Genomic DNA, 15295 nt, shown 5'->3' on the forward strand with positions numbered 1-15295 from the left:
TCACGCCCCCTTGCCGGCGAGTTCGGCGGCGAGCCCGGCCGCGAGGCGGGCCGCGCCGTCCATGGTGTCCGAGCTGATCACGCCGGGCAGCGCCGCCTCGGCCAGGATCTTCCGCCCCTGTTCGGCGTTGTTGCCGTCGAGCCGGACGACTATCGGTTTGCCGATGGAGCCGCCCAGGCCGGTGAGCATGCCGACGGCCTGGACGATGCCGTCGGCCACCGCGTCGCACGCGGTGATCCCGCCGAAGACGTTGACCAGCACGCTGCGGACGTCGGGATCGCCCAGGATGATCTCCAGGCCGCTCGCCATCACCTGGGCCGAGGCGCCGCCGCCGATGTCGAGGAAGTTCGCCGGCCGCACCCCGCCGCACTGCTCGCCCGCGTAGGCGACCACGTCCAGGGTGCTCATCACCAGGCCGGCGCCGTTGCCGATGACGCCCACGGAGCCGTCGAGCTTGACGTAGTTGAGGTTGCGGGCGGCCGCCCGCACCTCGAGCGGGTCGGTGGCGCTGACGTCGGCGTACTGCGGATGGCCGGGCTGGCGGAACCGGGCGTTGTCGTCCAGCGTCACCTTGCCGTCGAGCGCGAGCACGGCCCCGTCGGCGGTCCGGGCCAGCGGGTTGATCTCGACCAGAGTCGCGTCCTCGCCGTGGAACACGTTGCCGAGGCGGACCAGGACGCCGGCCACCTGGTCGCGGACGTCGGCCGGAAGACCGGCGTCGGTGGTCAGCCGGAGCGCCTCGGCCCAGCCCAGCCCCGCGCCCGGGTCGACCTGGAGCCGGGCCAGCGCGGCCGGGTTCTCGGCCGCCACCTGTTCGATCTCGACGCCGCCCTCGCGGGAGGCGAGCGCCAGGAACGACCGGTGGGACCGGTCGAGCAGCAGCGCCACGTAGTACTCCTCGACGATGTCGCTCGCCTCGGTGACCAGCACCTTGTGCACGGTGTGGCCCTTGATGTCCATGCCCAGGATCGCGTCCGCGACCTCGCGCGCCTCGTCCGGGCCGTCGGCCAGTCTGACTCCGCCCGCCTTGCCCCGGCCGCCGGTCTTGACCTGGGCCTTGACCACGACACGCCCGCCGATCTCGGCGGCGGCCGCCCGGGCCTCGTCGGCGGTGCCGGCGACGCGGCTGCGGCTGACCGGTACGCCGTGTTTGGCGAAGAGCTCCTGTGCCTGGTGCTCCAGAAGATCCACCGGGTCTCCCTTCTGTTGACCTTGGGGCGCGATGGCGCTGCCGGACCGTCCATGAGGGAATCGATGGCGATCTACGCGAGGGCCTGGCGAAAACGTTCCGCGACCCTCTAGACACCTCGCTGTTACATGGGTCACGATATTGCCTACCCCATACGGTATGCAATCCCTGAAGCTGGCGGAGGGCACAGGGCCAGCGGCGGAAACGGGAGGTTCGTTCATGGGTAAGGCACTGGAGGGCGTACGGGTCCTCGACATGACACATGTTCAGTCCGGTCCCTCGTCCACGCAGCTTCTCGCGTGGCTGGGCGCGGACGTCGTCAAACTGGAGGCGCCGGGTCAGGGCGACATCACCCGGTCCCAGCTCCGCGACATTCCCGACGTGGACAGCCTCTACTTCACGATGCTGAACGCCAACAAGCGCAGCATCACCCTCAACATGAAGCATCCGCAGGGCAAGGAGGTCTTCACCAAGCTGGTGTCCGGAGTGGACGTGCTGGTGGAGAACTTCGGTCCCGGCGTGGTCGAGCGCTTCGGCTTTCCCTGGGAGAAGCTTCAGGAGATCAACCCCGGTCTGGTGTACGCCTCGATCAAGGGCTTCGGGCCCGGCAAATACGCCGAGTTCAAGGCGTACGAGGTGATCGCTCAGGCGATGGGCGGCGCGATGAGCACCACCGGTTTCGAGGACGGTCCGCCGACCGCGACCGGAGCCCAGATCGGCGACTCCGGCACCGGCATCCACCTGGTCGCGGGCATCCTGGCCGCGTTGTACCAGCGCACCAGCACCGGCCGCGGGCAGCGGGTACAGGTCGCCATGCAGGACGCGGTGCTCAACCTCTGCCGGGTCAAGCTGCGCGACCAGCAGCGGCTGGCGCACGGGCCGCTGGGGGAGTACCCCAACGAGTCCTTCGGCGACGAGGTGCCCCGCTCGGGCAACGCCTCGGGCGGCGGCCAGCCCGGCTGGGCCGTGCGCTGCGCGCCGGGCGGGCCGAACGACTACATCTACGTGATCATCCAACCGGTCGGCTGGAAGCCGATCTGCGAGCTGATCGGACGGCCCGAGCTGGCCGACGACCCCGCCTGGAGCACCCCGCAGGCCCGCCTCACCAAGCTCGACAAGGCGTTCGCGCTGATCGAGGAGTGGACCGAGCGGCACACCAAGCAGGAGGTCATGGGGCTGCTCAACGCGCACAACGTCCCGTGCGGGCCGGTGCTGTCGACGCGGGAGCTGATCGAGGACGAGACCCTGGCCGCGCTGGGCTCGGTGGTCGAGGTCGACCACCCCGAGCGGGGCCCGTTCAAGACGGTCGGCAACCCGATCAAGCTGTCCGACTCGCAGGTCGCCATCGAGCGGTCACCGCTGCTCGGCGAGCACACCGAGCAGGTGCTCGGCGAGCTCGGCTACACCGAGCAGGGCATCGGCGAGCTGCGCGCCGCCGGCGCCGTCTGACTGAGGAGACGAAATGTCGAATTACGACCGTGAAGCCGTACGCCGGGTGCTCGACCAGGCCGGCGCCGAGGGACGCAGTTCGCTGACCGCTCCGGAGGGGCGGCTGGTGGTCGAGGCGTACGGAATAGGCACTCCGGGCGAGGGCCTGGCCGGCAGCGCCGACGAGGCGGTGGCGCTGGCCGAGAAGATCGGCCTGCCGGTGGTCCTGAAGATCGTCTCACCGGACATCCTGCACAAGACCGAGGCCGGCGGCGTGCTGGTCGGGCTGGGCACGGCGGCCGAGGTCGCGGCCGGCTACGACACGATCATCGCGAACGCGCGGGCGTACGAGGCCGACGCGAAGATCGTCGGGGTCCAGGTGCAGCAGCAGCTCACCGCCGGGCACGAGGTCATCGTGGGCACGGTGACCGACCCGACGTTCGGCAAGATCGTCGCCTTCGGCCTCGGCGGCGTCCTGGTCGAGGTCCTCAAGGATGTCACCTTCCGGCTCGCTCCGGCCGACAAGGCCACGGCACTGTCGATGATCGACGGCATCGCGTCGGCCGAGATCCTGCGCGGCGTGCGCGGGGCCGAGGCGGCCGACCGGGAGATCCTGGCCGACCTCATCGTCCGGCTCTCCGACCTGGTCACCGACTTCCCCGAGCTGGCCGAGGTCGACCTCAACCCGGTGCTGGCCACCTCGAGCGGGGCCACGGCGGTCGACGTACGGATCCTGGTCGACCCCAAGGCGGCCGAGCGGCCCGAGCAGTTCACCGACGAGGAGATCCTGGCCAGCATGAACCGGATCATGCGGCCGGCCTCGATCGCGGTGATCGGCGCGTCGGCCGAGGCCGGCAAGATCGGCAACTCGGTGATGAAGAACCTGGTGAACGGCGGCTATCAGGGCGAGATCTACCCGATCAACCCCAAGGCGTCCGAGATCCTGGACCGCAAGGCGTTCAAGAGCATCTCCGACGTGCCCGGCCCGGTCGACGTCGCGATCTTCGCGATCCCGGCCAAGTTCGTGCCGGCCGCGCTGGAGGAGGTCGGCGCGAAGGGCGTGGCCGGCGCCATCATGATCCCGTCCGGGTTCGGCGAGATCGGCAACCACGAGCTCCAGGCCGAGGTGCTCGGGATCGCCCGCCGCCACGGTGTGCGCATCCTCGGGCCCAACATCTACGGCTACTACTACACGCCGGAGAGCATGTCGGCGACGTTCTGCACCCCGTACGACGTCAAGGGCGGCGTGGCGCTCTCCTCGCAGAGCGGCGGCATCGGCATGGCCATCCTCGGGTTCAGCCGGTCGGCCCGGATGGGGGTGTCGGCGATCGTCGGGGTCGGCAACAAGGCCGACATCGACGAGGACGACCTGCTGACGTTCTTCGAACACGACCCGAACACCCAGCTCATCGCCATGCACCTGGAGGACCTCAAGGACGGCCGGTCGTTCGCCCGGGCCGCCAAGCGGGTCTCGGCCACCAAGCCGGTGCTCGTGCTCAAGGCCGGCCGCACCGACCAGGGGGCCAGGGCGGCCAGCTCGCACACCGGCGCGCTGGCCGGCAACGACAAGGTCTACGACGACATCCTGCGGCAGAGCGGCGTGATCCGCGCCCCCGGCCTCAACGACCTGCTGGAGTACGCCCGCGGCATCCCGCTGCTGCCGACTCCGAAGGGCGAGAACGTCGTCATCATCACCGGCGCCGGCGGCTCCGGGGTGCTGCTCTCCGACGCGTGCGTGGACAACCAGCTCACGCTCATGGAGATCCCGGACGACCTCGACGAGGCGTTCCGTAAGTTCATCCCGCCGTTCGGGGCCGCCGGCAACCCGATCGACATCACCGGCGGCGAACCGCCGTCGACCTATCGCAACACGATCGCGCTCGGCCTCTCCGATCCGCGCATCCACTCACTGATCCTCGGCTACTGGCACACCATCGTCACCCCGCCGATGGTCTTCGCCGAACTGGTGGTGGACGTGGTCGAGGAGTTCCGGGCGAAGGGCATCGACAAGCCCGTGGTCGCCTCGCTCGCCGGAGACGTCGAGGTCGAGGAGGCCAGCGAACACCTGTACCGGCATGGCATCGTCGCCTATCCGTACACCACGGAGAAGCCCGTCGCCGTGCTCGGTGCGAAGTACCGGTGGGCCCGCTCCGCCGGTCTGCTCGACGGCCAACCGGACGGCCGCTGAGTGACGCACAGTTCCATCATTCCGGGCAGCCGGAGGGGCCACTAGCGACACAGCGACCGCTCCGCGGCCAGGGTCAGAGGACAGAGACGCCGTACGGGCCGTCCACCGGTCCGCACGGCGTCGGAATCCAGGAGGTCCAGCGTGGACGCTTCGAACAACCCGTCGCCCAACGAACCCACGAGTAGCACCGCCCCACCCGCTGCCACCGCCACCGCCCCCGCGCACGACGAGCGGGTCTGGCGGGCCGGAAAGCTCGAACCGATGCCGATCAGGGAGCTGCCGAAGGCGCCGCCCTCGGTCCACCTGCTCGGCCCGACCGTCTTCCTCGTCGCCCTCGGCGTGGGAATGGGCGAGTCGTACATGTGGCCCCGCCTGGTCCTGATCTTCGGACCGGAGATCAGGTGGCTGTTCCTCATCGGCGTCACCCTCCAGGCGTTCGTCATGCTGGAGATGGCCCGGTACGCCATGGCGACCGGCGAGAGCATCTTCTTCGGCGCCGCCCGGGTCTTCAAACCACTGATGTGGTTCTTCTTCAGTGTGGCGATCCTGGTCTACATCTGGCCCGGCCATCTCTCCACCGGCGCCGCCGCCTTCGAGGAGGTGACCGGCATACCCTGGACGGTCACGGCCTGCGTCGGCCTGATCCTGGTCGGCGTCGTGTTCAGCATGGCCAAGGTGATCTACCCCCTGCTGGAGAGCCTGCTCGGCATCCTCATCGGCGTGCTGGTGGTCGGCACCTCGGTCGTCGCCTCGCTGGTCGGCCGGTGGAGCGACGTCACCTCGACGCTGGGTGGCATGTTCCACTTCGGATACCTGCCCGACGAGGCGATGTCGGCCGCCTGGTTCCCGGTCATCGTCGGCGCGATCGCCTTCGCCGGCCCGTCCGGCATGCAGCAGATGTGGTACACGCTGCACCTGCGGGACTCCGGCGCCGGCATGGGCGCGCACATCCCGAAGGTTCGCGGTCTGCGGCACGCGAACGAGCAGGAGGAGATGCCCTCGCGCGGCTTCATGTTCGACACCGAGAACCCGGAGGAGATGAAGAAGTGGAAGGGCTGGCGGCGCTGGGTGACCTTCGACGCCCTGCTGCTCTTCTGGGGCATCACCATGCTGGTCACCATCTCCTTCACGGTGCTGGCACAGACCGCCGTACGGGAGAGCCCGAACGTCGGCCAGCTGATCCGTGAAGGTGACCGGGAGGTGGCGCTGACCGCCATGGCCGACGCCTTCGCCTCGGCCGGCGCGCCCGTGCTGCACGGGGTGTTCCTCGGGTTCATCGCGCTGATCGGGCTCAACGCCACGCTCGGCCTGTTCGACTCGTTCTCCCGTGGTCAGTCCGACATGACGTACCACTTCTGGCCCGGCGCCAAGCGGTTCAGCGTGTCCAAGCTGTACGCCGGCTTCCTCTGGGGCGTCATCACGTTCGGCATCCTGATCCTGAACTTCGGCCCGGCCGACGGCCCGGGGGCCATCCTCGACGTCCTGGCCTTCCTGTCCACCTTCGCCATGGGCGCCTACTGCGTCGTCCTGCTGCTGGTGAACAACCGGATGCTGCCCAAACCGATCCGCCCCGGCATCCTGCAGAACGCGGTGATCGGGTTCGGCGCCGTCTTCTACCTGGGCATGCTCATCTACAGCCTGGCCCGGTTCGGCGTAGTCATCTAGTACAACGGGGAGAGACCGTGACCAAGCTGCGTCAACTCGTCCAACTCGCCTTACCCGGCTTCGGCATCGGAGCCTTAGCCGGGCCGGCGGCCCTCGGACTGGCCCTGGTCGCGGGCCAGCCCCTGGACTGGGCGCTGGCCACCGGGCTGGCCCTGGGGCTGCCGCTGGCGCTGCTCGGCGCTGGATTCGGGCTGCTCATGGCGGCCGGAAAGATCTCACCGGGGGTGTTCGCCCCGACGGCGCTCTTCTGGCTCGCCGGGTTCCCGCTGGCCCGGCTGGTCCATGAGGTGGTGGTGGGCCTGTTCCTGGCGGGCCGGCCCACCCCGCCGCCGGACGTGCTCGGGTTCCTCGCCTACCAGGCGATCGTCAGCATCGGCTTCGCGATCGGGTTCAGCTGGTTGTACGAGCGGGTGGCGCCGGGCTGGCTGCGCCGGGTCCGGCACGGCAACCCGCGGGCCGAGCGTTTGTACCAGTTCTATCTGCAGCACGCCGAGGCCCAGTGGAAGGCGCGAGAGAGCCGCCGGCGGGCCCGGGCGGCGAAGGGAGCCTCATGAATCTGCCCCTCTGGGTGTGGGCCGTGACGATCATCGGCTTCGCCGTGATGATCGCCGTCGACTTCTACCTGGTCGCCCGGAACCCGCACGAGCCGTCCTTCCGGGAGTGCGTCGGCTGGGTGAGCTTCTACGTGCTGGCGGCGGTCGCCTTCGGGTTCCTGCTGATGGGCACGGCCGGGGTGAGCTACGGAGGCCAGTTCTTCGCGGGCTGGCTCACCGAGTACTCGCTCAGCGTCGACAACCTGTTCGTCTTCATCATCATCATGAGCAGGTTCGCGGTGCCGGTGAAATATCGGCAGAAGGTGCTGCTGATCGGCATCGTGCTGGCGCTGCTCATGCGGGGCGTCTTCATCGCGGCCGGCGCCTCGGCCGTCGCCCGGTTCGACTGGCTGTTCTACATCTTCGGCGCGTTCCTGATCTACACCGCGATCAAACTGGTCGGCCCGCAGCAGGAGGACGAGTTCTCCGAGAACTTCGCCCTCCGTACGGCCAAGCGGATCCTGCCGACCACGGAGTCGTACCAGGGCGCCTCGGTGCTGGTGCGGGTGAACGGCCGGCGGATGGTCACGCCGATGCTGATCGTGATGGTGGCGATCGGCACGACCGACCTGCTCTTCGCGCTCGACTCGATCCCGGCCATCTTCGGCCTGACCCAGGAGCCGTACCTGGTCTTCACCGCGAACACCTTCGCGCTGATGGGCCTGCGACAGCTCTACTTCCTGCTGGGCGGCCTGCTCGACCGGCTGGTCTACCTCAGCAAGGGCCTGGCCTTCATCCTGGCCTTCATCGGCGTCAAGCTCGTGATGGAGGCGCTGCACCACGACGGCGTGTCCTGGGCGCCGGCGGTGCCGATCACCGTCTCGCTCGGGGTCATCGTCGGCACGCTGGTGGTCACGACCGTGGCCAGCCTGATGAAGTCCCGGCGGAGCGAGCGGGAGGCCGCCGCCACGGAAGCGGCTCGCGAGACCGTGACGGCGGACCGGGACGCGGTCTGACCGGGCCTCAAGCCTTGATCAGGTCGTCGTCCGGTGTGGATCCGCGAAAGAAGCGGGCGATTTCCTCGTCGCTCGGCCGGGCGGCCCGGCGCTGGTTCTCCAGCGCGGCCGCCAGGCCGAGCCCGAGGGAGCGCCCGTCGGCCGGCGAGCCGGACGGCAGGGCGAGCCGTTCGGTGAGGCGGGTCAGGGAACGTGAGAACTTCCGCCAGGTGGTCATGACAACATCACTCCTGCTTGTCGGTCTTCCCGGGAAACAACGCTTCCCGGGACCGTGCGCACCGGACCGGACGAAAAGAGACCGTCCGGGACGGTGGTCCGGCAGGACACTCGGGTGGGCCTGGTGGGCCCGGGCTCACCCGGGTCGCCGGAGCTGTCGCCGGAGGGGCGGCCGGCGGGGATTGCCCGCGCCTACCCGCTGCCGTGCTGCCGCAAACCTCGTCGGTTCGGCTTCTCCAGGATACAGGCTTCGGTATACAAAAAACGATCTAGTGACCAAAGCCACCCCTAGACACGTCACCACCGCATGGTCCACGATTATTGCCTACCCCATACGGTATGCAATCTGCGGCCGGCGGGCGGTCGCGCGACCATGGAGGGCTCGGACAATGACCATCGCATCACTCCGCGCATCAGACGCTGACGACGCCACCAGCGCGAGGCTCACCGACGGCATCCATCTGGTCGTCGACGCGCTCAAGCTCAACGAGGTCGACGCCATCTACGGCGTCGTCGGCATCCCCATCACCGACCTGGCCCGCCTGGCCCAGGCGTCCGGCATCCGCTACGTAGGCTTCCGGCACGAGAGCGCGGCCGGCCACGCGGCGGCGGCGGCCGGCTTCCTGACCAGGAAACCGGGCATCTGCCTGACGGTGTCCGCCCCCGGCTTCCTCAACGGCCTGGTGGCCCTGGCCAACGCGACCGTGAACTGCTTCCCGATGGTGCAGATCTCCGGCTCCAGCGAGCGGCACCTCGTCGACCTCCAGCGGGGCGACTACGAGGAGATGGACCAGCTGGCCGCGGCCCGGCAGTTCGCCAAGGCGGCCTACCGGGTGCACCGGGCCGAGGACATCGGCCGCGGCGTGGCCCGCGCCATCCGCACGGCCGTCTCCGGCCGGCCGGGCGGGGTCTACCTCGACATCCCGGCCGCTGTCCTCGGCGAGGTCATCGACGCGGCACAGGGTGAGGCCTCGCTGTGGCGGGTCGTCGACCCGGCGCCGCGGCAGGTGCCCGAGACGGCGGCCCTGGACCGCGCGATCGACCTGCTCGCGAACGCCGAGCGGCCGCTCGTCGTGCTCGGCAAGGGCGCCGCGTACGCGCAGGCGGACGACCAGATCCGGCAGTTCGTCGAGCTCACCGGAGCGCCCTACCTGCCCATGTCGATGGCCAAGGGCCTGCTGCCCGACGACCATCCGCAGTCGGTGGCCAGCACCAGGTCGCTGGCCCTGCGCCGGGCCGACGTGGTGATGCTCGTCGGGGCCCGGCTCAACTGGCTGCTCGGGCACGGCGACGCGCCGCAGTGGAACCCCGACGCCAAGTTCATCCAGGTCGACATCGCCAGCACCGAGCTCGACAGCAACCAGCCCATCGCGGCGCCGCTGGTCGGCGACGTCGGATCGGTGATGCAGGCGCTGATCGAGCGGACCAAGCCCGGCCAGATCGCGGTGCCGGCCGCGTGGCGCGACGAGCTGTCGGCCCGTTCCGCGCAGAACGTCGGCAAGATGGCCAAGCGCCTCGAGGCGGCCGAGAACGCGCACCCGATGAAGTTCCTGGGCGCGTTGCAGGTGATCCGTGACGTCCTGCGGGAGAACCCGCGGGCGTACGTGGTCAACGAGGGCGCGAACGCGCTCGACCTGGCCCGCAACACGATCGGGATGCAGGTGCCGCGGCACCGCCTGGACAGCGGCACCTGGGGCGTGATGGGCATCGGCCTGGGCTTCGCGATCGCGGCCGCGGTCGAGAGCGGCGACCCGGTCGTCGCCATCGAGGGCGACAGCGCGTTCGGGTTCAGCGGCATGGAGCTCGAGACGATCTGCCGCTACGACCTGCCCATCGTGACCGTCGTGCTGAACAACAGCGGCGTCTACCGCGGGGACGCCGCGGGAGCGGCCTCGGGAGACCCGGCGCCGACCGCCCTTCAGGCCCGGCACGACCTGATGATCACCGCGTTCGGTGGCAAGGGCTACCGGGCCACCACGCCGCAGGAGGTCGCCGACGCCCTCCGCGAGGCCCTGGCGCTGGGCAAGCCGGCGCTCATCGACTGTGTCATCGACCCGGCCGACGGCACCGAGAGCGGCAACATCGCCCACCTCAACCCGAAGGGCATCACGGTTCAGCGCTGACAGCGACGCACCCGGGCGGCCCGCACCTGCGGGCCGCCCGCCTGTTGGGAGGATCCCATGTACACAGTCACCGATCCCGCTACGGGTGAACTGATCGAGAAGATCGAGAACTCGACCGAGGAGGAGATCCGGGACGCCATCGACCGCGTCCACAGCGGATATCTGTCGTGGCGGCGCCGGCCGCTCTCCGAGCGGGCCGCGATCGTGGCCCGGGCGGCCGAGCTGTTCGCCGAGCGGGCCGACGAGCTGGCGGCGACGATGACCCAGGAGATGGGTAAGAGGATCAACGAGGGCCGCGGCGAGATCGGCGTGGTCGTCGACATCTTCCGTTACTACGCGGACAACGCGGCCGCGCTGCTGGCCGACGAGCCGCTGGAGATCAAGGGCGGCCGGGCCGTCATCACCAAGAACCCGATCGGGCCGCTGCTCGGCATCATGCCGTGGAACTTCCCCTGCTATCAGGTGGCCCGGTTCGTGGCGCCGAACCTGGTGCTCGGCAACACGATCCTGCTCAAGCACGCCTCGATCTGCCCGCGATCGGCCCTCGCCATCGAGCGGATCCTGCACGACGCGGGGGTGCCCGAGGACGCGTACGTCAACATCTTCGCCTCCAGCGCCCAGATCCCGCAGATGCTGGCCGACCCCCGCATCCAGGGTGTCTCCCTGACCGGCAGCGAGCGGGCGGGGATCTCGGTCGCGGCCGAGGCCGGGAAGAACCTGAAGAAGGCGGTCCTGGAACTCGGCGGCTCCGACCCGCTGATCGTGCTCGACACCGACGACATGGACGCGACGGTGAAGGCGACGGCGACCGCCCGGATGCGCAACTGCGGCCAGTCGTGCAACGCCCCGAAGCGGATGATCGTGCTGGCCGGCGTCTACGAGGAGTTCGCCGACCGCCTGAGCGCGTATGTGGCCGAGACCTTCGTGCCGGGCGATCCCGGCGATCCCGCGACGAAGCTGCCGCCGCTGGCTTCGGTCGCGGCCGCCGACGAAGTGGCCGGCCAGGTCGAGAAGGCGATCCGGCAGGGAGCGACGCTGCGCACCGGCGGGCGCCGGGTCGACGGGCCCGGTGCCTATCTGGAGGCCACCGTGCTCACCGACGTGACCCCGGACATGGACGTCTACTACGAAGAGGTCTTCGGGCCGGTCGTGCTGATCTTCCGGGCCGAGACCGAGCAGGAGGCGATCGCGATCGCCAACGACTCCCCGTTCGGGCTCGGGGCCAGCGTCTGGGGCACCGACCCGGAGCGGCTGCGCCGCGTGGCCGGTCAGATCGAGTCGGGGATGGTCTATCTGAACAGCGCCGGCGGGTCGCAGGCCGACCTGCCGTTCGGCGGGATCAAGCGTTCCGGCCTGGGCCGGGAGCTCGGCCCGGCCGGCATCGAGGAGTTCATGAACAAGAAGTCGATCCGCCTCTAGAGTTCCTTGCGGCGCAGGTGGTACGACTCGCGCGTGTGTTCGGTGTGCCGGCGCATCAGCTCGCCGGCACGCCGGCTGTTCCCGGCGGCGATCACCTCGATCAGCGCCGCGTGCTCGTCCCAGGCCTCGCTGCCCCGGGTGCGGGCGATCGGCGAGTAGTACCACCGCACGCGGCGGTCGACCATGGCGATCAGCTGGGCCAGCACCTTGTTGCCGGACATCTCGACGATGTGGGCGTGCAGGGCCGCGTTCGCCTCGACCAGGGCGACCTGGCTGTCCTCGCTGAGCGCGGCCTCGCCGGCCGCCTGGAGCTCCTTGAGCCGCTCGATCTGCTCGGGCGTGGCGTGCTTGGCGGCCAGCCGTGCGGACTCGGTCTCGAGCAGGGTGCGCGTGGCCAGCAGCTGGTCGGCCTCCTCCTCGGTGGGCACGTGCACGAAGGCGCCGAGGGCGGGACGCAGGTCGACCCAGCCCTCGTTGTGCAGCCTCTGCAGGGCCTCGCGGACGGGCTGACGGCTCACGCCGAGGTGGGCGGCGAGCTCGTTCTCGACCAAGTGCTCGCCGGGCTGGAGCTCACGGTTGATGATCATCTCGGCCAGGGCGTCGTAGACCGCCTGGCGCAGGGGCGCGGGCCGTTCCAGAGGCTGGCGCGCGGCCCGGGGACCTCTCCGATCGGTCATGGGATACCTCCGGGCTGCGAGAAGCGATCGTGGGCTATAGCATACAGTCGCCAAGATGCAATGAAGAGGGCGGGCGGCGGAGCCGCCCACCCTCACCCGGAACTTCAGATCTGTGGCGCCGGCTCGAACTCCTTGACCGCGGCGATCGACAGGCCGTGCGCGGTGTTCGCCTCGCGCTCGATCATCACCTCGACCAGCACCGGCCGGCTGGTGCGCCGCGCCTCCTTGCTGGCCCAGGCCAAGGCGTCGGCGATGTCACCCGGATCGTGCACGCGGCGCCCCGTACAGCCGTACGCCTCCATGATCTTGACGTTGTCGGTGCCGTGCTGGTCGTAATGGATGTCCACCTCGTAGTTCATGTCGTAACCGATCTCGGCCTGGCGGATCAGGCCGAGATATTCGTTGTTCAGCATGATCAGGACGAAGGGGATGTCGTACTGCGCGGCCACGGCCAGCTCCTCGACCAGGAACTGGAACGAATAGTCGCCGACCACGCCCACCACCTCGGCCTCGGGCCGGGCCGACTTGACCCCGATGGCCGCCGGTATCTCCCAGCCCAGCGGGCCGGCCTGGCCGCAGACCTGGTAGTGCCGGGGCTTGAAGACGTTCTGGAACTGCCCGGACCAGATCTGGTAGAGGCCGATGGCGGTGACGAAATAGGTGTCCGGGCCGAAGAACTCGTTGATCTCCCGGAACACCCGCGGCGCCTTGATCGGGATCGCGTCGAAATCGTCCCGGCGCGGCAATGTCTCGCGGAGCCGCCGGACCCGGTCGACCCAGTGGCTGCGGTCCTTGCCGGGAACTTCCCGGCTTCTCTCGAGGAGCGCCGCGAGGAAGGGCCCGGCGCCGGAGACCACGCCGAGGTCCGGGCCGAACACCTTGCCGAGCTGGGTCGGCTCGATGTCGACGTGGATGAACTTCCGGTTCCCGCGGTACGTCTCCAGGTCGCCGGTGTGCCGGTCGCCGAAGCGCGCGCCGACCGCGAGGACCAGGTCGGACTCCAGGAACGACGCGTTGCCCCAGCGCTGGGTGGTCTGGATGCCGGTCATGCCGGCGAACAGATCGTGGTCCTCCGGGATCGCGCCCTTGCCCATCAGGGTCACCTGGACCGGGACGTTCAAGGTCTCGGCGACCTCGCGCAGCAGCTCGGTGGCCTCGCCGATGATGACCCCGCCGCCGGCCAGGATCAACGGGCGCTCGGCGGCCAGCAGCATGTCCAGGGCCCGTTCGACACGGGGCGCGTGCGGCTCGACCACCGGCACCGGCAGCGGCGCGTCGATCGAGGGATCCCACTCGATCTCCTGCCGCGCCACGTCGATCGGCAGGTCGATCAGCACCGGCCCGGGCCGCCCGGAGCGCGCGATCCGGAACGCCTCCCGGAAGATCCAGGGTGCCTGGGCCGCCTCCTTGACCTGCACCGCCCACTTCGTCACCGGCTTGGCGATCTCGACGATGTCCACCGCCTGGAACGCCTCCTGGTGGAGCTTGCCGGTGGGCGCCTGTCCGGTCACGCAGATCATCGGGACGGAGTCGGCGTGCGCCGTGTACAACCCGGTGATCATGTTGGTGCCGGCCGGTCCCGACGTGCCGATGGCCACGCCGACCCGGCCGTTGGTGCGGGCCCAACCGTCCGCCATGTGGGTGGCGCCCTCCTCGTGACGGACGATCAGGTGCTTGATCTCGCTGCGCCGCAGCGCCGCGTAGAGCGGAAGGATGGCGGCGCCCGGACAGCCGAAGGCGATGTCCACGCCCTCCGACGCGAGCACCGCGACGACCGTGTCCATGCAGGGGATCTTGGCCATGGGTTCAACCTCCGGGTCGGGAGCGGGCCATCGTCCTGGCCAGCAGATCGGTCGCGGCGTACACGGTGCGCAGCGTCGGCGCCGGGGCGCCGGTGATGTCGGCCATCTCGACCACGGCCGCGACGACGGCGTCGAGCTCCAGCTCCTTGCCGGCCTCGAGGTCCTGGAGCATCGAGGTCTTGTGGTGGCCGACCCGCTGCGCGCCGTCGAGCCGCTTCTCGATGGAGATGTCCGGCGTGCTCCCCACGCGGGCGGCGATGTCGAGGGTCTCCTCCATCATCAGCTCGACCACCCGGCGGGTGCCCGCGCTCTCACAGATCTCGGCCATGGTGGCCCGGGTGAGCGCGCTGATCGGGTTGAACGACACGTTGCCCATCAGCTTGATCCAGATGTCGTCACGCAGCCGGGGCTCGACCGGGCACTTCAGGCCGCCGGCGATCATCGCCTCGCTGAACGTCCGGCACCGTTGCGACACGGTCCCGTCCGGCTCGCCGATGGAGAACCGGGTGCCCTCCAGATGCTGGATCACCCCGGGGGAGGCGATGACGGTGGCCGGGTAGACGACGCAGCCGATGGCCCGCGACGGGGCCATCACGGCCGAGGTCGCGCCGTCCGGGTCGACGGTCTCGATGCGACGGTCCTCGTAGGGCCCCGGAAGCTTGTAGAAATACCACCACGGGATGCCGTTCTGCCCGGCGACCAGGGCGGTGTTGTCGTCGAGCAGGGGAGCGAGCAGGGGGCCGGCCGTGGCGTAGGAATGCGCCTTGAGGCCGAGGAAGACGTAGTCGACCGGCCCGATCTCGGCCGGATCGTCGGTGGCGTGCGGATGGGCCGAGAAATCTCCGCGCGGGCTGAGCACCCGCACCCCGTGTGCCCGCAACGCGGCCAGGTGCGCGCCGCGGGCGATCAGATGGACGTCCACTCCGGACCGGCACAGCGAGGCGCCGACATAGGCGCCGATGGCGCCGGCTCCGAGCACCGCGACCCGCATGGGCGACCCCCTCTCGCAGGCGATTGTGTATGCATTATGTGGAGTACA

The 15295-nt window shown here is 69.7% G+C and carries 12 protein-coding genes; 7 read left to right on the plus strand and 5 right to left on the minus strand.

Annotated features, from left to right (window positions below; genetic code table 11):
• Positions 1-1191: an ADP-forming succinate--CoA ligase subunit beta gene (gene sucC, locus ACQP2X_RS16940; protein ID WP_498698045.1), complete on the minus strand. Its 1191-nt coding sequence runs from the start codon at positions 1189-1191 to the stop codon at positions 1-3.
• A 217-nt stretch (positions 1192-1408) separates the two neighbouring features.
• On the opposite strand from sucC, the gene frc reads away from it, so the two are divergent.
• The 5 genes from frc to ACQP2X_RS16965 all read left to right on the plus strand — a co-directional run bounded on the left by frc (position 1409) and on the right by ACQP2X_RS16965 (position 8019).
• Complete coding sequence (gene frc / locus ACQP2X_RS16945) at positions 1409-2638, plus strand: formyl-CoA transferase (RefSeq protein WP_498698047.1); 1230 nt, start codon at positions 1409-1411, stop codon at positions 2636-2638.
• Positions 2639-2651: 13 nt separating this feature from the next.
• The gene (locus ACQP2X_RS16950) at positions 2652-4805 is read left to right on the plus strand and encodes an acetate--CoA ligase family protein (RefSeq protein WP_498698049.1); all 2154 of its coding nucleotides are present in this window, start codon (positions 2652-2654) and stop codon (positions 4803-4805) included.
• A 141-nt stretch (positions 4806-4946) separates the two neighbouring features.
• The gene (locus tag ACQP2X_RS16955; RefSeq protein WP_498698051.1) at positions 4947-6470 is read left to right on the plus strand and encodes an Nramp family divalent metal transporter; all 1524 of its coding nucleotides are present in this window, start codon (positions 4947-4949) and stop codon (positions 6468-6470) included.
• A 17-nt stretch (positions 6471-6487) separates the two neighbouring features.
• Positions 6488-7024 (plus strand): hypothetical protein, encoded by a 537-nt coding sequence (locus ACQP2X_RS16960; protein WP_498698053.1) that lies wholly within the window; start codon positions 6488-6490, stop codon positions 7022-7024.
• Complete coding sequence (locus ACQP2X_RS16965; RefSeq protein ID WP_498698055.1) at positions 7021-8019, plus strand: TerC family protein; 999 nt, start codon at positions 7021-7023, stop codon at positions 8017-8019. Before ACQP2X_RS16960 ends, ACQP2X_RS16965 begins: the two co-directional genes overlap by 4 nt.
• Positions 8020-8026: 7 nt before the next feature.
• Here ACQP2X_RS16965 and ACQP2X_RS16970 read toward each other — a convergent pair whose 3' ends face one another.
• Positions 8027-8236: a hypothetical protein gene (locus ACQP2X_RS16970; protein WP_498698057.1), complete on the minus strand. Its 210-nt coding sequence runs from the start codon at positions 8234-8236 to the stop codon at positions 8027-8029.
• 388 nt (positions 8237-8624) lie between these two features.
• On the opposite strand from ACQP2X_RS16970, the gene oxc reads away from it, so the two are divergent.
• Positions 8625-10358 carry an oxalyl-CoA decarboxylase gene (gene oxc / locus ACQP2X_RS16975; protein WP_498698059.1) on the plus strand — a complete coding sequence of 578 codons (1734 nt, stop codon included), beginning with the start codon at positions 8625-8627 and terminating at the stop codon, positions 10356-10358.
• A gap of 57 nt (positions 10359-10415) precedes the next feature.
• Positions 10416-11777 carry an NAD-dependent succinate-semialdehyde dehydrogenase gene (locus ACQP2X_RS16980; protein ID WP_498698062.1) on the plus strand — a complete coding sequence of 454 codons (1362 nt, stop codon included), beginning with the start codon at positions 10416-10418 and terminating at the stop codon, positions 11775-11777.
• On the opposite strand, the gene ACQP2X_RS16985 is transcribed toward ACQP2X_RS16980, so the two are convergent.
• The 3 genes from ACQP2X_RS16985 to ACQP2X_RS16995 form a co-directional block, all read right to left on the minus strand.
• Positions 11774-12454 carry a GntR family transcriptional regulator gene (locus tag ACQP2X_RS16985; protein WP_498698064.1) on the minus strand — a complete coding sequence of 227 codons (681 nt, stop codon included), beginning with the start codon at positions 12452-12454 and terminating at the stop codon, positions 11774-11776. The two genes, ACQP2X_RS16980 and ACQP2X_RS16985, sit on opposite strands and share 4 nt — an antisense overlap.
• Before the next feature lie 104 nt (positions 12455-12558).
• Positions 12559-14256, minus strand: coding sequence for a glyoxylate carboligase (gene gcl / locus ACQP2X_RS16990; protein ID WP_498698066.1), 1698 nt, complete (start codon positions 14254-14256; stop codon positions 12559-12561).
• A gap of 4 nt (positions 14257-14260) precedes the next feature.
• Positions 14261-15247, minus strand: coding sequence for a 2-dehydropantoate 2-reductase (locus ACQP2X_RS16995; protein ID WP_498698068.1), 987 nt, complete (start codon positions 15245-15247; stop codon positions 14261-14263).
• Positions 15248-15295 lie beyond the last annotated feature (48 nt).

The organism is Actinoplanes sp. CA-131856, from assembly GCF_050956135.1.
GTDB lineage: Bacteria > Actinomycetota > Actinomycetes > Mycobacteriales > Micromonosporaceae > Actinoplanes.